The sequence below is a fragment of the Marinomonas epiphytica genome, assembly GCF_054780655.1.
Genome location: NZ_BAAGVX010000038.1, coordinates 22091 through 40821, shown reverse-complemented (window position 1 = coordinate 40821; position 18731 = coordinate 22091). Strand labels below are relative to the sequence as shown.

At 45.1% G+C, this 18731-nt stretch carries 17 protein-coding genes and 1 riboswitch; of the genes, 4 read left to right on the top strand and 13 right to left on the bottom strand.

The window, feature by feature from the left end; all coding sequences use genetic code 11:
- Window positions 1-3: 3 nt before the first annotated feature.
- The 9 genes from ACYVGZ_RS12600 to ACYVGZ_RS12560 all read right to left on the bottom strand — a co-directional run bounded on the left by ACYVGZ_RS12600 (window position 4) and on the right by ACYVGZ_RS12560 (window position 10117).
- The gene (locus tag ACYVGZ_RS12600; protein ID WP_460756116.1) at window positions 4-1857 is read right to left on the bottom strand and encodes a DUF294 nucleotidyltransferase-like domain-containing protein; all 1854 of its coding nucleotides are present in this window, start codon (window positions 1855-1857) and stop codon (window positions 4-6) included.
- 13 nt (window positions 1858-1870) lie between these two features.
- A complete protein-coding gene (locus ACYVGZ_RS12595; RefSeq protein ID WP_460756113.1) occupies window positions 1871-2434 on the bottom strand; it encodes a TMEM165/GDT1 family protein in 564 nt (187 codons plus the stop codon).
- A 7-nt stretch (window positions 2435-2441) separates the two neighbouring features.
- Window positions 2442-2623, bottom strand: a riboswitch (yybP-ykoY riboswitch).
- A gap of 60 nt (window positions 2624-2683) precedes the next feature.
- Entirely contained in the window at window positions 2684-4270 is a 1587-nt protein-coding gene (locus ACYVGZ_RS12590) for a BCCT family transporter (RefSeq protein ID WP_460756111.1), read from the bottom strand.
- A 269-nt stretch (window positions 4271-4539) separates the two neighbouring features.
- Window positions 4540-5715 (bottom strand): radical SAM family heme chaperone HemW, encoded by a 1176-nt coding sequence (hemW, locus tag ACYVGZ_RS12585; RefSeq protein WP_460756108.1) that lies wholly within the window; start codon window positions 5713-5715, stop codon window positions 4540-4542.
- A gap of 15 nt (window positions 5716-5730) precedes the next feature.
- Window positions 5731-6333 (bottom strand): RdgB/HAM1 family non-canonical purine NTP pyrophosphatase, encoded by a 603-nt coding sequence (gene rdgB, locus ACYVGZ_RS12580; RefSeq protein WP_460756105.1) that lies wholly within the window; start codon window positions 6331-6333, stop codon window positions 5731-5733.
- 19 nt (window positions 6334-6352) lie between these two features.
- Window positions 6353-6943, bottom strand: a complete 591-nt coding sequence (gene metW / locus ACYVGZ_RS12575) for a methionine biosynthesis protein MetW (RefSeq protein WP_460756103.1) — start codon at window positions 6941-6943, stop codon at window positions 6353-6355.
- Complete coding sequence (metX, locus tag ACYVGZ_RS12570; protein WP_460756100.1) at window positions 6943-8112, bottom strand: homoserine O-succinyltransferase MetX; 1170 nt, start codon at window positions 8110-8112, stop codon at window positions 6943-6945. The genes metW and metX overlap by 1 nt, the downstream gene beginning before the upstream one ends.
- A 122-nt stretch (window positions 8113-8234) precedes the next feature.
- Window positions 8235-8828, bottom strand: a complete 594-nt coding sequence (gene rsmD / locus ACYVGZ_RS12565) for a 16S rRNA (guanine(966)-N(2))-methyltransferase RsmD (protein ID WP_460756098.1) — start codon at window positions 8826-8828, stop codon at window positions 8235-8237.
- On the bottom strand, window positions 8825-10117 hold the full coding sequence (locus ACYVGZ_RS12560; protein WP_460756095.1) for an insulinase family protein: 1293 nt from the start codon (window positions 10115-10117) through the stop codon (window positions 8825-8827). Before ACYVGZ_RS12560 ends, rsmD begins: the two co-directional genes overlap by 4 nt.
- 176 nt (window positions 10118-10293) lie before the next feature.
- Between ACYVGZ_RS12560 and ftsY the strand changes: the two genes are divergently transcribed.
- The 4 genes from ftsY (at window position 10294) to rpoH (ending at window position 14278) form a co-directional block, all read left to right on the top strand.
- Complete coding sequence (gene ftsY / locus ACYVGZ_RS12555; RefSeq protein ID WP_460756093.1) at window positions 10294-11562, top strand: signal recognition particle-docking protein FtsY; 1269 nt, start codon at window positions 10294-10296, stop codon at window positions 11560-11562.
- Between the two features lie 41 nt (window positions 11563-11603).
- Complete coding sequence (ftsE, locus tag ACYVGZ_RS12550) at window positions 11604-12275, top strand: cell division ATP-binding protein FtsE (RefSeq protein WP_460756090.1); 672 nt, start codon at window positions 11604-11606, stop codon at window positions 12273-12275.
- The gene (ftsX, locus tag ACYVGZ_RS12545; protein WP_460756087.1) at window positions 12276-13283 is read left to right on the top strand and encodes a permease-like cell division protein FtsX; all 1008 of its coding nucleotides are present in this window, start codon (window positions 12276-12278) and stop codon (window positions 13281-13283) included.
- Between the two features lie 128 nt (window positions 13284-13411).
- Window positions 13412-14278: an RNA polymerase sigma factor RpoH gene (gene rpoH / locus ACYVGZ_RS12540; protein ID WP_460756084.1), complete on the top strand. Its 867-nt coding sequence runs from the start codon at window positions 13412-13414 to the stop codon at window positions 14276-14278.
- Window positions 14279-14339: 61 nt separating this feature from the next.
- On the opposite strand, the gene ACYVGZ_RS12535 is transcribed toward rpoH, so the two are convergent.
- The 4 genes from ACYVGZ_RS12535 to ACYVGZ_RS12520 form a co-directional block, all read right to left on the bottom strand.
- The gene (locus tag ACYVGZ_RS12535; protein ID WP_460756082.1) at window positions 14340-15200 is read right to left on the bottom strand and encodes an energy transducer TonB; all 861 of its coding nucleotides are present in this window, start codon (window positions 15198-15200) and stop codon (window positions 14340-14342) included.
- 7 nt (window positions 15201-15207) lie between these two features.
- Complete coding sequence (gshB, locus tag ACYVGZ_RS12530; protein WP_460756079.1) at window positions 15208-16155, bottom strand: glutathione synthase; 948 nt, start codon at window positions 16153-16155, stop codon at window positions 15208-15210.
- A gap of 210 nt (window positions 16156-16365) precedes the next feature.
- The gene (locus ACYVGZ_RS12525) at window positions 16366-17847 is read right to left on the bottom strand and encodes a TolC family outer membrane protein (protein ID WP_460756077.1); all 1482 of its coding nucleotides are present in this window, start codon (window positions 17845-17847) and stop codon (window positions 16366-16368) included.
- A gap of 132 nt (window positions 17848-17979) precedes the next feature.
- A complete protein-coding gene (locus ACYVGZ_RS12520; RefSeq protein ID WP_460756074.1) occupies window positions 17980-18711 on the bottom strand; it encodes a 16S rRNA (uracil(1498)-N(3))-methyltransferase in 732 nt (243 codons plus the stop codon).
- Between the last annotated feature and the right edge of the window lie 20 nt (window positions 18712-18731).

Below are 18731 nucleotides of genomic sequence, written 5' to 3'. Positions count from 1 at the left end.
AAACTAGCGTTTTCCTGCATAGCGGAATTTTAGGAACTCTTGCTGTCGCACCACAATGTCGAAAGCATCACGCAGGTGGCGCTTTTCAAAAGCAGATAAGTTCTCAGGGTTGACGTGGTTATTCGGCTCTACACCTTCACTGATTTGATCTCTCTGGTGTTTGATTCTAACTAAACCAATCATTTCCAGGGCCAGGGAAAGATCCCGTGCTCTGCCCTCAGGTAATAGCCCTTCAGCTTCTATGTCATCGAGGCGTTCAAAAGTATTCAGCTTTTGGCTACCACAAGCCAGAGCATGTACTCGAACAATGTCGATAATGGGCGCTATGCCTCTCTCCTTTAAGTTAAAAGTGCGGGATTGCTTCCCTTCGCCATCCAAAACGAATTGTCTAAAGAAGCCGAGAGGGGGCTTTCTCTGATTGGCATTACGCGCCATAAAGGTCAGAAAATTTGGAAATTGCTTAGTTTGCTCTCGGATGTGCCTGTTAAGTTGTTTAGCGAGGGTTTTGTCGCCATACACACCACGCAAATCAAAGAAAATAGAGACTCTGAGTAAAGCCTCGGCCTTGGGTTGCTGTATCCAATCACTAAAGTAATCTTGCCATACAGCAAGAGGTTGTCGCCAACGTGGGTTGGAGGCCATGATGTCACCACTACACAGACTGTAGCCACATTGGTCTAGTTGTGCGCAAACCCATTCTGCTAACTGTTTAAAATACTCAGCGTGTAAGCTTTCGTTGTATTTATTGCTCAATATGATGGCATTGTCTTGGTCGGTTTTGATCGTTTGCTCTTCCCGAGCTTGAGAGCCAAGAGCGACAAAACAATAGGGCACTGGCGGCGGACCGAATTTGATTTCAGCCAACTGCAAAAGTCGTTTTACAAACGCCGTACCCATGTGCGACATAGCATTGCCTATCATTTGTGTATTGGCATCGGCTTCTACCAGTTGGCTAAAGCTATGGGGCATTTTTTGGCTGATATTGCGCAGCCCTTCCATACTGGTTTGCTTGTGTATTTCACTGATCAAAAAAACGCTACCATGGGTTTCTTTCTGGACGATATCACCAGCACTGATCACCCCAATTGGACTGTCATGTTTCATCACAGGAAGATGGTGTATGTTTCGTTCCATCATTTTTAAAACTGCTTCGGACGCATAATCACCACAATCAATCACGAGGGGATTAGGGGTCATAATCTGTTCCACAGAGGTATCGTATGCTAACCCCTTAGCAACAGCGCGAGTTCTTAAATCTCTATCTGTTAGTATGCCGACGAGTTGCTGATCGTCCAATATAAGAAGACTGGATACTCGTTTCTCTGACATGGTTTGCGCTGCCGCTTGAATACTCACGGATTGTTGAACACTCACTGGCTGGCGTCGCAGTAAGCTTTTAACGGGCCAGGTCATGAGGGAAACGTCCGAGCTTTGGGCATCGACCGCGGTGCGCAATCGAACGTCTCTGTCTAACTCGAAGTAATCTGAGAAATGGTCATTTTCATCGTAGAGCTTTAGAAACCACTTTGCAGGAATCCGATACAATAAGCTGTCTTCAATAGTACGCATGGATTGTGTTGACTTGCCCCCACGTATCAAGGAGGCATAGCCGAATACCTCCCCTTCATTCATGCGTCGAATGAGCTTGTTTTCTTTGTGGAATACTTCAATCGCACCGCTGCGAATAAAAAACAGCACCTGGTTCAAACTGTTTGGCGCAATGGCCCATTCACCTGCCCTTAAGTATTGAATCTCTATTTCTTTAACCATCTCCAGTAGTTGCGGGTCGTCCGATAGTTCTTCGAATGGAGAATACTGGCATAATGCATCCAAAATCTCGGACAGTTCAATTTCCATGCTATGTCCTTAGCTATGCGAACGGGGCAAATAAACTCACTATACCCATAATGAGAAAAGTCGCACAAGCAAGCTGCCTAGCTAGCTTGGCATTAATGCGGGCAAGCACCCAACTACCCGCATAGACCATAGGAACATTGGCCGCCATCATACCGAGGGTTGAGCCGAGCAAAACCCACCAAACTGAACCATAATGAGCGCCTAGCAATACGGTAGCTATTTGTGTTTTATCACCAATTTCCGCAATAAAGAACAGCGTAAATGAAGCCCAAAATGCGCTGTATTTTAAGAGCTTGTTGTCTGCACTGTCGTCTTGATCAGGAACTAATAACCATATGGCTACGGCAATAAAGCTGAGGCCTATAAGCCACTGGCTCCATTGAGCGGGAATCCAACGTGCGGCTTCTGCTCCAAGCCAAGCAGACATTAAATGATTCAATAAAGTGGCAAATAAAATTCCTAACACGATGGCCGTTTTAGAAGAGAACCGTGTCGCAAGGAACAAGGCAAGTAATTGAGTCTTATCACCCATTTCTGCGATGGCAACAGAGGTGATTGAGGGAAAAAGCGCGTCCATAAGTTGTGTTCCTAGGTGGGCTTGAAAACAAAAGACAACGTATCTGCGCCCACCTAGGTCAGATCATTGTCTTAAGTCTCATCAATTTCTATTCCACTAGAAACTTCTTTGCCATGAGCATGAGGCTCAATTATGTTGACAAAGAATCCTTACCAAAGGCAAGGAAGATTACTCCCCTAAGAAGGCGAATGATTTTAAAAGACTTAGGCAGCAATGACAACAAAAGATTACATTGCTGCCTGGTGTCTTTTACTTAGCGACTAAATGTAAATCGCCGCGTAGACCTTTCCACAAACTGATGCACATTACGAGCATGAGTAAGGTGAAAGGTAAGCCGATTGTGACAGCTGCCGCCTGAATGGCCGTAAGGGCATCTGAGCCGCCACCAATAAGCAAGGCAATGGCGATAACACCTTCTAGTACCGCCCAAAAAACGCGCTGTGTCATCGGAGCGTCCGTTTTACCGCCCGCGGTAATGCCGTCGATAACCAAAGAGCCCGAGTCAGAAGAAGTGACAAAGAACACCAATACCAAAACAATACCGATAAAAGAAATCAGACCTGTCAGTGGCAGTTGTTCAAACATTTGGAACATGGCTAGAGACGCATCAGTTAGACCGCCAGCCAAGCTACCAATGCCATTTTCCACTTGATCCACAGCCGATCCGCCGAAGATGGCCATCCATAAGATGGTTACAACCGTTGGAACTAATAGGACAGCTATCATGAACTCTCGTACGGTACGACCATGAGAAACGCGCGCAATGAACATGCCGACGAAAGGTGACCAGGAGATCCACCAAGCCCAGTAGAAAATAGTCCAGCCGTGGTAGAAGGTTTCGTCTTCACGGCCAACCCAGTTACTCAGAGGGATAATATTGTCTAGGTAACCGACAACCAGGGTTCCGGCAGCGCCAAAAATTGCTCCGGTATTGCCTAAGATGAGCACGAACATAGCAAGCAGTGCCGCGATGATCATGTTGACCTTACTTAACAGTTTTACACCGCCTTCAAGACCACGTGCTACCGAGAAGATAGCCACCGCAGTGACACCACAAATGACAAAGATTTGTGTGGTTAAGGTGTTAGGGATATTAAATAAGAAGTTTAATCCACTGGTCGCTTGTTGAGCGCCAAAACCTAATGATGTTGCTAAACCAAAAATAGTCGCAATAACGGCCACAACATCGATGATATGACCAGCAATGCCCCACACTTTTTCACCGAATAAAGGGTAAAAAGCAGAGCGGATTGTTAGAGGTAAACCTTTATTGTATGCAACAAAAGCTAAAGATAAAGCCACAACAGCATAAATCGCCCAAGGGTGGAGTCCCCAGTGATACATGGTCGCACCCATTGCTAAGTCTTTGGCCGCAGGGGTGTTTGCCTCAACATTGAGAGGTGTGCCATACCAACCTGTGTAGTAAGCAACTGGCTCAGCCACACTCCAAAACATTAAGCCTATGCCCATGCCAGCAGCAAATAGCATTGAGAACCATGTAATGGTGGAGTGTTCGGCTTTTGCTTGGCTGCCTCCAAGGCGAATTTTACCTACAGGGAGTAGAATTAATGCCAGGCAGAAGAGCACAAAAATATTGCCAGAAATAGAGAAAAACCAATCAAAGTTATTGATTGACCAGCTTCTTGCTGTCATCAACAGATCTTTCGCGTCAGCAGGAAAAGCGATGCTCCCTACTATGAATAGAAAAATGATGATCGCGCTGGTGGTGAAGACAGGGTTCAGTACGTCCAGGCCTAAAAATTGAACGTTATCTTGACCGACCTTGTAAGAGGTACTGTATTCTTCCCGACCTGAGTCTGGAATGGGGTTACTCATAAGTTTCTCCTAGAAAATAAAGCATCCTGAAAAGCCGCTGTTGCAATGCATCAATCACTTTCTATTCGTTTGAATAACTCGTAACAAAAACAACTCATGATAAGCAGCTTATCTGACAGCGGTAAGTGATTTTTATTATGAGGAATATTGAAAATGAGGGTGTTTATTGCGCTAGATGATGAGTTACACCATCTAGGTTGGCTTAAAATCGGTGTGAATGGTGACAGCTATTTAGTTAGATGTCAAATCATTGTCAAGAGTATGAACTGTTAGGCGAGAAAGAGTTCTAATAATTCATTGAGGAACAGCTTACCTTTATCTGTTGTTTCTACTCGACCATGTTGCCACTCAGTAGGCTCTAACAGGCCTCTTTTTAGTGCTGTTTCACAGGCACCCAATAGTGAATTTGGCAAATTTTGTTGGCAAAATCGTTCAAAATCCTGCAGCTTAAAGGACTCAAACAGTCGTAGTCGGTTCATCATAAATTCAAGAGGCAGGTCTTCGGAAGCAATAGCTTCTTTCGTAACAAGTGCTTCAGGCAGGTTGCTCAAGTAATGGTTCGGGTGTCTGGTCTTTCGAGTTCGAAATATCTGACCGTTTTCCAGAGTGATTTTGCCATGGGCGCCCGCGCCGATTCCAATATAATCGCCAAAACGCCAATAGTTCTGATTATGCTTAGCTTGGCGACCCACTTGGGCGTTCGCTGAGACTTCGTATTGAGCAAAGCCTTTGGCTCCCAATAAAGCCTGACCCGCATCCTGAATAGCCCATAGGGTGTTGTCTTCCGGTAAAGTGGGTGGGCGACGATAAAACTCAGTGTTGGGCTCAATGGTGAGCTGATACCAAGATAAGTGCTCAGGGTTGAGGGCGATGGCGAGGGATAAGTCGTCCAGTGCATCTGTTTGGCTTTGACCGGGTAAGCCATGCATAAGATCAATGTTGATATTGTCGAAGCCAGCTAAACGAGATTTATCCACAGCCGTTATTGCTTCGTCTCGGTTGTGGATTCTTCCTAGGGTTTTCAACAGGTTTGGCTGAAAACTTTGTACTCCAATAGAGAGACGATTAATACCAGCTTGACGAAAATGCGTGAACTTAGCTTGCTCAAAGGTACCCGGATTAGCTTCCATTGTGATTTCAGCGTCCTCGACCCAAGTCAGTTTTTCACGCAACTTGGACATAAGCTGATAATAGAAGTCTTCACTCATTAGACTAGGCGTGCCACCGCCAATAAAGGCGGTTTGGATGGGGCGGTTCGCTACATAGGGAAGATCAACTTCTAAATCGGCTAATAACTGAGCCAAGTAGGCTTCTTCTGGTAGCTTACCTTGATTTTCAAAGCGATCGGCTTGGTGAGAATTAAAATCACAGTAAGGACATTTTTTAACGCACCAAGGCAAGTGTATGTATAAGCTAAGTGGCGGTAGGCTGGCTGGTTGGCTCAAAGTGTACTCGTTCGATTAAAAAGCAGTTGTTTGGAAGTGAGTGACCAGCTGTTCTAGTGCTTTGGCTCTATGGCTTAGTCGGTTTTTGACTTCTTTAGGTAAGCTTGCTGCACTGCAGTCGCGTTCAGGAACATAAAAGATAGGATCGTAGCCAAAGCCTTCAGATCCCGACATTTGTGTCATAATGCGGCCTTCCCAAACACCATGAAATACTTGAGGAATGGGGTCGTTTTCATGGCGTAAATACGCTAAAACACAATGAAATCGGGCTGTGCGATCTGCTTCTGGTACCCCTTGGAGTTTTTCTAGCAGTAGCTGATTGTTGGCTTGATTATTTCCATGTTGGCCTGCAAAACGCGCCGAATAAATACCGGGAGCTCCTTGTAAATAGTCGACCGCAATACCAGAATCATCTGCTAGAGCAGGTAAGCCGGTGCGAGCACAGGCGAACCTGGCTTTCAGAATGGCATTTTCAATAAAGCTTAGGCCGTTTTCCTCTGCTTCGTCTGAGAAAAATTCGCCTTGTGGTTTCACCTTAATATCAAAACGGCTTAGGAGCTCATTAAACTCGCGGATTTTCCCCGCGTTATTACTGGCTAGAACGAGAGTTTGGTTCACTTGCAGTTCCTTATAATGGCTAGCGGCTAACATGGAAAATAGCTGTTTCACTCAGTAGGTTGGGCATTGCTCGGATCCACCAATGGTCTCTTAAATGGCCGTCAACGGCTGCCCAGCGTAGAATTTTAATGCCTTTTTCTTGGCACAAATGCTCAAAATCATTAAAGGTACAAAAGTGAATGTTTGGCGTGTCATACCAGTTATAGGGCAAAAATTCAGAGACCGGCATGTGTCCTTTCAAACCAAGGTGGATGCGGTTGCGCCAATGGCCAAAATTAGGAAAAGTAATGATGCATTCTTTGCCAATTCGTAGCATCTCATCCAGCAGAAGATCTGGCCGTCTGAACTGCTGCAAAGCGTGAGTCATAACGACTAGGTCAAAGCTGTGATCATCAAAGTTATCTAGTCCTTCATCTATGTTTTGATCTAGAACAGGAATGCCTTTTTCTAGGCATAAGTTGATGTTTTTAGGATCTATTTCAAGGCCATATCCTTGGACCTGTTTGTTGCCAATGAGGTGTTCCAGAAGTTCACCAGGGCCACACCCCAGGTCCAACACTCGGCTTTTGGGTTGAATCCACTCGTTGAGTAGTTCGAGGTCAGTACGCATTACTTTGACTCCTTAAGCAGAGATTTGCCAATGCGAGTGTTAAAGGTTTTTAGAGCGTTCATATACCTAGGAATAGGGAACAAAAAGGCGTCATGACCTTCATTTGCCTCGATCCTGGCGTAGCTCACATGTTTTCCCGCTTTCACCAATGCGTCGACAATTTCTTCACTGCGCTCAGGAGCGAAGCGCCAGTCAGTGGAGAAAGAGACCAGCAGAAATTCACATTTAGCTTGGCTTAATACGGCGGATAAATCACCGTTATATTTTGCGGCCGGGTCGAAGTAATCTAACGCTTTCGTCATCAACATATAGGTATTCGCATCAAAGCGTTTAGTAAAGGCCTCGCCTTGATATCTAAGGTAGCTTTCTACTTCGAACTCAATACCGTAATTGTATTGGTATTCCTCATGACGCATCTGGCGTCCGAACTTTTTGCCCATGGCATCATCAGATAGGTAAGTGATGTGCCCTAACATGCGTGCTAAGCCCAAGCCATTAGTTGGAACAGTTTCATGTTCTAGGTATTGACCGTTGAGGAAGTCTGGGTCGCGACGAATGGATTGGCGAGCGACTTCATTAAAAGCAATGTTTTGCGTCGATAACTTAGGGGCTGAAGCGATAATAGCCGCTGCTGCAAGGCGGTCTGGAAAACGAATGCTCCACTCTAAGGCTTGCATGCCACCAAGGCTGCCACCGATTATGACAGCAAAGCGTTCTATGCCAAGGTAATCAGCCAGGCGTGCTTGGCTTTCTACCCAATCTTCAACGGTTACTAGGGGAAAGTCTGAGCCCCAAGGTTTGTTAGTATCTGGATTGATGCTGGTTGGGCCAGTTGAGCCACAGCAGCCGCCTAAGTTGTTTAAACAGATCACATAGAACTGGTTGGTATCAATGGCTTTGCCTGGGCCAATAGCGGAGTCCCACCATCCAGGTTTTTTTTGTGGTTGGCCGTGTTCATCTAAATGGTATCCAGCCGCATGATGATCGCCACTTAGGGCGTGACAAATTAAGATCGCGTTGGAGGCTTGTTCGTTTAGTTTTCCATAGGTCTCGTAGACCAATTGATAAGACGACAAGGTCTGCCCACAAGATAGTGCTAACGGGTCACTAAAGTGTGCAATCTGTGGTGTGACAACACCAACAGAATCGACAGGTACTGTGTCAGGCATAAGCTTTGGTTGTCCTAATGAATGAGTGAATTTCCCTAGGTGATGAAAATTGGGAAAAGAATATATCTAGTCTAGCGGTTGCGCTTTCGACCATCAAGAGATACGCCTTTTTAGGGCGGCAATTAGCTGACGACTTGGAAGAGCCTGTAAACAAGTTGCCCAGCCGATTTCTCCTTATTAAGCCGCCAGTTCTTCGGTAGCTCAGGTAATGATGCCTCTTTCTCCATTTCTATATATACATAGGCATTGGGAGCCAGCCAGTTAGGCGTTAGTAGAGGAATAATTTGATCTAGCCAATGCTTCCTAAACGGCGGGTCTAAAAAAACAATGTCCATGGGGTGTTCGGGAGGAGTCATAAGGTACTCTAATGCGCTTTGCTGAATAACTTGAGCATTGTTTGCCCCTAAGGTAGACAGATTTGCCTTCATTTGTTGGCTAACCTGTTTCGCCGTATCGACAAAGACGACGGATTTTGCTCCCCGTGATAAGGCTTCCAAACCGAGCGCTCCTGAACCACAGAATACGTCTGCACAGTTAGCGCCTGGAACCCTGTGTTGGATCCAGTTAAATAAGGTTTCGCGTACGCGATCCGGCGTCGGTCTCAGCCCCTCTAAATTTGGTATAGGTAGTTGTCGAGAGCGCCATTCTCCAGCAATGATTCTTAGCTTTGCCGAGTTTTTTGTTTGAGCTGTGGATTTAGGAGCTTTTTTTCTCATTGGTAAACTTGTATCTCTTGATAATTTGAGCCTTGCAGTAGCTCAGCTAGTGAGCTCTGATAAGCTTCACGATTAAATTCGTCGATGGAGTTTTTATAACTCTGAGCAAACGCATTCAAGTCGAAAGTCGCGTTGAGGGCAATCACCTGAGTAGCAATTTGACTCCACCATGCAGGAGTTAATGCTTGTCCCTCTAGCTGTTCTTTAAAGCTTGAAAACAATGCATTAAAACGTTCTTGTTGGTTTGCCGATGGAATGCTGTCGGTTTTGGCAAAGCTTTCAGCGTTTAAATTATGTTGTTCAGTTGAGTCTTGTGCAACAAGAACAGGAGGCTGATATTGGATATTCCACCACACCCAAGGCTGCTTAGCCGCGAGAGCTAAATTGAGTTGTGTAAAGCTAATAGTGTCTTGCTGGTTTAGCTGTTGTACCAGGTCGCCCCCCCAAAGCTGCAAACTGATCCAGTCTTCTACTTTTTGTATCGGTGTAATGGCAAGGGCGCTGTGGCTTTGCCACAACTCACCAGTACCGTGCTTTTGTACTTTTCTGGCAGCCAAAGCTGAATCCGCTTGGTCTGCTACAGGTAAGGAGAAGTGACGAGAGAGCGCGTTTAGTTTCAGCTTAATATCGGATTCTATGTCTGCTGGTAGGTATCCGACCAATACAATATGAGAAAGGTGAGATTGCAGTTGCTGATAAGCCTTTTGGATCTGCTCCAAAGATACAGCGTCATGTATTGTAAAAGGAGGGTCATTGAATAGAGCTTGCTGTAATTGGTATTGGCTACTGAGCGAAGCCGTTGCACGATTAGTTTGTTGAGCAAAGGTTCGTTGCTTAAATGTAGGTTGGGTCAACCACTGCTCAAGTACTTGCCACGTTGGCGTAAGATATTGGGGCTCGTTACTCAAGGTTAGGCCAATCACTTGTTGTTCACGGTTAAAGCTAGCATGGGCTTTAGCGGCTAATGGGCGAAATCTTTGATTAATTGTAGAGGTGCTAAGAGGAAGAGCGTCGCTCATTAACATTGCTAAAGTGTGTTGGGTTAGAAGGGGGTTGTCTAACGGTGCAGAAAACACCAACTTCAGTTCCAAACGATTGCTGTGTTCCCACTCTGTAAGGTTTAGCCAAGTGACGGGTATGTCGTTGCTGGTGCGCCATTGCTCTATAACGGGAGTGGGTAATTTGCTACTCGGTGCGGTTAAGTTAAGTGCCCAAATGCCTAAAGTAGAGATTAGCATGATGGCTGCTAATACGGGTCGGCTAAAGAGAGGTTTAGACTGTTCTGGCATACAACACCTTGATCAGAGCTCGGTTTAAGGTATCTTCCGTAAAACTAATTCTGCCTGTGAATGGGAATGATGATAAAATCATCACCTAACACATGACAAATAGTCGATAAAAGAGATGTCTATCATAACATTTCATTGTTAAATTCGGCACAAATATACTTAAAGAGACTGATTTAATGGAATATGTTCAACAACTTATTACCTTTTTAACACCTTATCTTGGAGAGTATGCACGCTATGCTCCGATTGCGATTGGTTTGGCGTTGTCCTTGCTCGCCATCGCTTTGCGTCGTCGCTTGAACAAAAGAATAGCGACAGAAAAACAAAAGGCAGCAAAATTAGGTGCAGAGCAAGAAAAAGCGACTCTGGCAGAAGAAAACTCGCCAGAAAATACTGCTGCTGACACCCCAGTGAAAACAGACTCTACACCTGAGCCTGCTAACCTTGTTGCCAAGGAAGAGGTGATTGCACCGGCAACACCTTCTAGCACAGAAGCCCCTCAACCCGTTGAAACTCCAAGTTTATCTTGGTCAGAGCGCATTAAAGCGGGGTTGTCTCGTACCCGCAGCGGTTTGGGAGAGGGGTTGTCTTCATTGGTGGTTGGCAGTAAAAAGATCGATGATGATTTACTAGAAGAGTTAGAAACCCAATTACTGGTTGCGGATGTAGGGATTGATGCGACCCAAACCCTCATGCAGGGTCTAACAGACAAGCTTAAGCGTAAAGAGCTGAAAGATGCCGATGCTTTAATGGGTAGCCTAAAAGACGAAATGAGTGCGATCTTGGCGAAATCTCAGCAGCCATTAGAACCAGAAAACACTGAAGGGCCTTTTGTTATTTTAATGGTCGGTGTAAATGGAGTGGGTAAAACCACCACTATTGGTAAACTTGCTAAAAAGTATCAGGCTATGGGGAAAAGCGTCATGTTGGCGGCGGGAGATACTTTCCGAGCGGCGGCAGTGGAGCAATTACAGGTTTGGGGTGAGCGTAATAATGTCCCTGTGGTAGCTCAACATACGGGAGCGGACTCGGCATCTGTAATATTCGATGCGATTGAGTCTGCTAAAGCAAAAGGTGTCGATATTGTGATTGCTGATACGGCTGGGCGTTTACAGAATAAAGCAAATTTAATGAATGAGCTTTCCAAAGTAGTGCGAGTCATGCAAAAGCTTGATGTGAAAGCCCCTCATGAAGTCATGTTAGTATTGGATGCAGGTACTGGGCAGAATGCCTTAAGCCAAGCCAAGTTGTTCTCTGAAGCTGTGGGCGTGAGTGGCATTACCCTAACCAAGTTAGATGGTACCGCTAAAGGCGGTATTATTTTTGCCATTGCCCAGCAGTTTGGCTTGCCTATTCGTTACATAGGTGTAGGGGAACAAGCCGAGGACCTAAGACCATTTGAAGCGCAAGAATTTGTTGACGCCTTGTTTGATGGTGGACAATAGTGCAAGGTGTCTTTCAATTAGATTAAGGAAACCTGCTAAACGTGGAAATTGAATTTCAGCGAGTTGGTAAAAAATACGAGAGTGGCCAAGAAGCCTTATCTCAAGTGAGCTTTCATTTGCGACAAGGTGATATGGCGTTTTTAACGGGCCACTCTGGTGCTGGTAAGAGTACCCTGATGAAACTCATGATGATGATTGAACGACAAACATCAGGCCAGATCCTTGTCGATGGTATAGATCTGAGAACTCTGAGCCGTCGAGCCATACCAGAGCATCGGCGTCGTGTTGGCGTTGTATTTCAGAACCATCAGCTGTTATTCGATCGTAGCGTTTTTCATAATGTGGCCTTGCCATTACAAGTGAGCGGGGCAGATCCTATGCAAATGGCGAAGCGTGTGCGTGCCGCATTGGACAAAGTAGGTCTATTAGGCAAAGAAAAGCTTAACCCTATGGCCTTGTCTGGTGGTGAGCAGCAACGTATCGGTATTGCTCGTGCTGTGGTCAATAAACCGCAATTACTATTGGCAGATGAACCCACCGGTAACCTAGACCCCAAATTATCCGCAGAAATAATGAACCTCTTTCAAGAGTTTAATCGAGTGGGAGTGACTGTGCTGGTGGCAAGTCATGATTTAGCCTTGGTTGCTCGTATGCGCCACAGGGTGTTGACCTTGAGTCAAGGCCGTATGGTGAACGATGGAGGCTTTGCATAAATGTCCCTTAAAGCAAGCCAACGAGGTGCCACAAGAGATCAGGTTAAGGCAACACGTCATAACTGGAAGCCAAGCTCTTCATTTAATTTTAAAAAGTGGCTGTTGTTACACCAAGCGACATTGATGGAAAGCTTTTTCCGTTTATTAGCTTATCCTATGGCTAGTATTATGACAGTGATGGTGATTGCCATTTCGCTGTCTCTCCCTGGCGGGCTGTATGTCTTGCTTAAGAATGTACAGTCGGTAACTGACCAGTGGGAACAACAGTCTGTCATTACGCTCTACTTATTTCCGCACCTTGAAGATACTCAGGCACTTGCCTTGTCTCATCGTATTTCAGCCTTACAAGAGGTGGCCGGTGTTGAGTACATCTCGAAAGAAGAAGGCTTGCGCTTCTTTGAGCAAGAAAGTGGTTATGAGCAGATTTTATCCTCGTTACCCGAAAATCCGTTGCCAATCGTGTTAAGGGTCGTACCTAAGCAGGAAGTGAATTTAGATACCTTAGATAGCTTACAGCAACTCAGGGATACTTTTTCCGAGCAAAATGAGGTGGAAAGAGCTGAATTAGATGCACAATGGTTACAGCGTCTTGCCAATATTCTGGACTTTGGGCAGAGATTTGCCTATGTGTTGTCGAGTTTGTTAATTGTAGCCGTGCTGCTAATTGTAGGTAACACTATTCGAATGGCGGTAGAAAGCCGGCGCAATGAAGTCTTGGTGATGAAGCTAGTAGGAGCAACGGATGCCTACATCAGAAGGCCATTTCTTTATATGGGTTTTTGGTTTGGCGTATTGGGCGGGTTTTTCGCAAGTATCTGTATTTTATTGATAAGTTGGTGGGTAAGTACTCCTGCTGAGCGATTAATCGAGTCGTATCAAGGGCGTTTTCAATTACAGTCTTTTAATGCAGATGAAATCTTTTTGTGTTTAACTATTAGCGCTCTTGTAGGTGTGTGTGGCGCTTGGGTGGCAGTCAATCGTCATATTACAAACATTGAGTTAGAATAAGAAAGTGGCAGGCAAGGAATAAACTGGCGCAATAGTCATGTTTTATCCACATTTTAAGCCTGTTTATTGTAGATTTAGTTGTTAATATTTTGTCGTACATTGTATGAACAATAAAGGTGGATATAGAGATGAGTAAAGCTCTTCAGCCGACAGACATTATGATTCCAGGTCAAAATCTTGAATCCTATATGCAAGCTGTAAGCAGAATTCCAATTTTGACAGCCGAAGAAGAAAAAGCGCTGGCAGAACGTCTATATTACAAAGAAGACTTAGAGGCAGCGCGTACCTTGGTTATGTCCCACTTACGCTTTGTTGCCCATATTGCCAAAAGCTATTCCGGTTATGGCCTAGCGCAAGGTGATCTTATTCAGGAAGGTAACGTTGGTCTTATGAAGGCCGTTAAACGTTTTAACCCTGAGGTTGGTGTACGCCTTGTTTCTTTTGCTGTGCACTGGATCAAAGCAGAAATACACGAGTACATCCTGAAAAACTGGCGTATTGTTAAGGTGGCGACTACTAAAGCTCAGCGCAAAATGTTTTTTAATTTGCGCAGTGCGAAGAAGTCTTTGTCTTGGTTTAGTAATGATGAAGTAGAATCAGTTGCTAGTGATTTAGGCGTGACGCCGGAAGTGGTGCGTCAAATGGAAGGGCGTTTAAGCTCTTCAGATATGGCTTTTGATGCAACTGCAGACGATGATGACGATAGCGCGTTCCAAGCACCATCACAGTTCCTTGAAGATCACAGCGCTGATCCAGCCAGATTGTTAGAAAATGGCAATTGGGAAGCTGATTCAAATCAACGTCTTGAAGAAGCGATGGCAGACTTAGATGAACGTAGCCGTAATATCCTTGTACAGCGTTGGTTGTCAGATGGAAAGTCGACTCTCCATGAATTAGCGGATGAATATGGTGTGTCTGCGGAGCGTATCCGCCAGTTAGAAAAGAATGCGATGAAGAAGATACGCATAGCCATGGGTGATGGCCAGTTCGACTGATAAAACGCACTTTATGCAATACTAGATAAAGCCTTCTTTTTGAAGGCTTTTTTGTGTCTGGCTATTGGCTCTTGAGCTGGTCACCAGGAATGAAGCGCCAAGTTCTGATGATTTCTAGTTTATCTACATCGGCTTTTAGCGCTGCCGGAAAAACATCGAACGGCTCAGCAAGGCGCACAATACGCATGGCGGCATCATCTAATATACGAACGCCAGATGTTTGTAGCACTTCAATACCATCTACGTACCCGTTAGGTAGTATCACAACGGCTAGGCGTAATTCACCGTAAAGTTGTTGTTTTCTTGCTTCAGCGGGATAATGAATATTACCAATACGCTCAATGCGGCGGCGCCAATCGTCTAAGTATTGAGCGTCAATGGCGGCTTTAGCAGAAACAGACGTTAAGCGCCGCACTCTGGGGCGCTTAGCATAAGCTTGGCGTTGTTGGTCTAGTAAGGCCTCAAGAGTTGCTATGTCACTGGTTAGGTGGCTGGGAACTTGGGTTTCACCTCGAAAGCGTTCTTCTAAAGTGAGCTCCTCTGTGCGCTTTTCATCTAGGACCTGCAGAGTGGACTCGGAAGTTTGACTTGCAATCAAGTTAATATCTGGAGCTGGCTCAGAGGCTGCAAGTTGGGGTTGTACTGGCGGGGTGATTTCTTGAATGTGGTCCGCCAAAAATTTAGCCGACTCTGTGGTGGTGAGTTTTTGTTTGCGTAGCTCGGTGCCGCTGGCTTGTTGATTGGCTTGGGCGATAAAGTCGGCCTCGGTGGGCGCTTTCGAGGTGTGTTGAACTATGGTTATTTCGAGTGTTTTCGGTTTGGGTGCGCTAGGTGAAAAATCAAACCCTATGATCATTACCATCAGCAAATGTAAGCTGATGGCAATGAAAAGAGCGATTGAAAACCGGTCTAAATAGCGCATTGGAGCCTTATTGAAGCTTGGCTTCGATCGCTTCGATCAAAGAGTTCGCAATGTTGAGCCCAAATTGAGTGTCTAGTTCCCGTACGCAAGTGGGACTGGTGACATTGATCTCAGTTAAATAGTCGCCAATTACGTCCAAACCCACAAACATTAAGCCTTTCTCTTTTAAAGACGGTATTACTTGCTCACATATCCAGCGGTCTCTGTCACTGAGTTCACGGCCTTCACCACGGCCACCTGCAGCAAGGTTGCCGCGAGTTTCACCAGAAGCTGGGATGCGTGCTAAAGCGTATGGAACAGGCTCACCGTTGACGATTAAGATACGCTTGTCACCTTGTTTGATCTCAGGGATAAATTTTTGCGCCATAATCTGCTCAGTACCCAGATTTGTGAGTGTTTCAATGATAACACTCACGTTAGCATCGTCCGGTTTTAGGCGGAAAATAGAGGTTCCTCCCATGCCATCTAAGGGCTTGAAAATGACATCACCGTGCTCTTGGTGAAAGGCTTTTAATAGGTCTGCACGGCGTGTCACTAAAACAGGAGGGCAGCATTGTGGAAACTGGGTGGCAAACAGTTTTTCGTTGCAATCGCGAATGCTCTTAGGATCATTGACGACCATAGCGCCATCTCGCTCAGCTTGTTCGAGAATCATGGTGCTATAAACGAATTCACTGTCGAATGGAGGGTCTTTACGCATTAGGATCACATCGAGATCACCCAGCGCCACTTTGTTCTCATCGCCAAGTTCATAGAAATGTTCAGGGTTCTTAAAGACCGTTAAAGGGCGAGCCATTGCATAGGCTTTACCTTTATCAAGAAATAGATCTTTTTGTTCCATGTAAGTGATGGACCAATTTTTCTCGCTGGCGGCCCATAGCATCGCAAGAGAGGTGTCTTTTTTGTAGTTAATGGACGAGATAGGGTCCATTACGATACCAAGTTTGATTGTCATATATTGGTTCCTATTAAAGAGGAAGTCGTTTTGTATGCTACAGGGATATGGGGGAAGAATGTAAAAAAACATCCCCATATTAATATTCTAAGTACTTTTTTTTAGTCTGTATATGACAATGCGCCTGAACTTGTTCTAGGTGTGAGAGTGAGGCGCTTTGATAAAATCAAAGCGCCTCATATGGGAAAAGTTAGAAGGGGCTATCAAGTATTACCAAGAGCCTGAGTCTGGGTCTGCTTCTAAGAAGAGTTCATCTTCTTCTGTCGTCTTGATAGGTGGCTGTACAGTTTCCTCAGGAAATGAGGTAGGTATATTGCTTTCTAGTTGTTGAAGTTCTTCTACAGAGCTAGGACCATTCACTGGGATATCATTTTCGAATTCATCTGCAAAGCCGAGTAATTGCGGGCGATAAATTCGAAATGCTCGCATCAGTTCACCTTTAGCGTTGAACAATCGGAACTCAGAAAATAGCTCGTCGTAGTCTGCATTCACGTAATCTTGGCGTGCTTGGAATAGTTCGTTTTCGCTATCTAGTACGTCAAGTAATGTACGGCGGCCTAATCGGAACTGTTTTTCGTAGGCTATTTGAGACTCTTTGGTTGAAATTACATATTGACGAATATGTTCTTTTTGACCAAGAGTGGCTTCATAGGCAGCCCAAGCAAGGCGAACGGTGAACTCAGTGTCGCGAATGGTGTTACGGCGAATTTCCTTCGCTTGAACATTCTGTTGCACAGCGACTTCTTCTTGGCGTTTTTGATTGCCGCCGTTATAAAGGTCGTAACTGAGCCGTACAATGGCCAATAGGTCTTCATCTTTGCCTGCTGTGCCATCAACGTTGTTGTTCCACGTCCTTTCTAGCGAAAAGTTAACGCTAGGGTAGTTGCTTGATTCAGAACTTTTGCGAAAGCTCTCGGTGGCTCTCACATCCCATTTAGCTCCTTCTATTGCTGGGTTTTTAGCCAAAGCTTGTTTGATAGCATCGTCTAGGGTTTGAGGAATTAAATCACGATCGGGAACCGGATAAATTAAGTCTTCAGGAGGCAGTTCCCCCACTACATTGAGGTAGTTACTTTCTGCATCTCGCAAATTATTAATGGCGGCAAGATTGTTGGCATGGGCTTTTGCTAAGCGAGCGGTAATTTGGCTAAGGTCGGATTGGCGGCCAATACCTGTATCGCTTTTTAGTTTAATTTGTCCGTAAATGCGCGTATGGGTTTCTAAGTTCATGTCAGCAAGAACGGCCAACTCACGGTATCGCAATACATCCGCATAGGCTTGAGCGACTTCTAGGGCAGTCGTTTCTACGGCAATTAAAGCATTCCATCGGTTTGCTTCAGCTTCATTGCTGAGGCGCTCTGTCTCGTATTTAGTGGAAAAGCCGTCGAATAAGTTTTGGTTCAAGCTTAGAGACATTTCTCGACGAGTTAGGCTGACATCATCGGAAGTTTCGTTATAAGTCGTTTCCCGACCAAGGCCCGCAGATACGTTAACCGTTGGATAGTAGCCAGCGTGACGCGTGATTTCACCGCTTTCGATGCTTTCTCTATATTGTGCAATAGCCTGGCGTACAGATGGGCTGCTTTCTATGGCAATATAAGTCGCTTCTTCAAGCGTCATAGCTTGCGATAGGCTCGTGGCAGAGAGCCCAGCTATGCAAAGTACACGGGTAAAGAAAATTCTATTAAACATACGTTTATGTGTCCTTTTTAGTCTTGCTATGAGAACTAGTTATATTACATCCCATAATATAACGCGAATTTCTATCTCGTTGATCAGTATTTAAATTAACTACTGTTTAGTTGTTGTAACAAAATGCTTTTTTTAGAAATCGCCCCATAAATGATGCAATATACTCAGTGCAACAATCGGTGCGGTCTCAGTTCGCAATACTCTAGGCCCTAGTTTTATAGATGCAAACCCCTGATTAAACGAGCATTTCACCTCTTCTTCAGTCAGCCCACCTTCTGGGCCGATCAGTAGTGCTATATGGCCATCTATAGGTGCTGAAAAATCCCTTAGTGGGGTGGGACTGTGATGATGAAGTGTCAATTTTAACGTTTGGTTACAAGTTGACAGCCAGTCATCTAATTTTATTGGAGAGTGAACTGTTGGCACGTATCCTCGGCCAGACTGCTCGGCTGCACTAATAGCAACTTGCTGCCAATGCTGAACTCTTTTTTCAATGCGGTTGTCTTGAAGTTTGACTTCGCAGCGTTCGCTAAACAAAGGCTGAATGGCATAGACACCTGCTTCGACTGCCTTTTGGATGGCATAATCCATTCGCTCTCCGCGAGAAAGTGTTTGGCCTATCGTCACTTTGATAGGGGACTCACTGTCTAGGGGCTCAAATTCTTCTAAGTGAACTTTTGCTGAGCGTTTTTCAACGTCAACTAACTTTGCTCTGTATTGCCCCCCCGAGCCATTGAATAAGCGTATGGGGTGATCGGATTTGAGCCTTAATACTTTACATAAGTGCTGAAAAGCAGAATCAGGTAAGTTAATGGTGGTATGTTCTGCCAGCTCAATATCAACAAAAATTCTTGGTATACGCATTCTGGGTTCTCAGCTTGGTC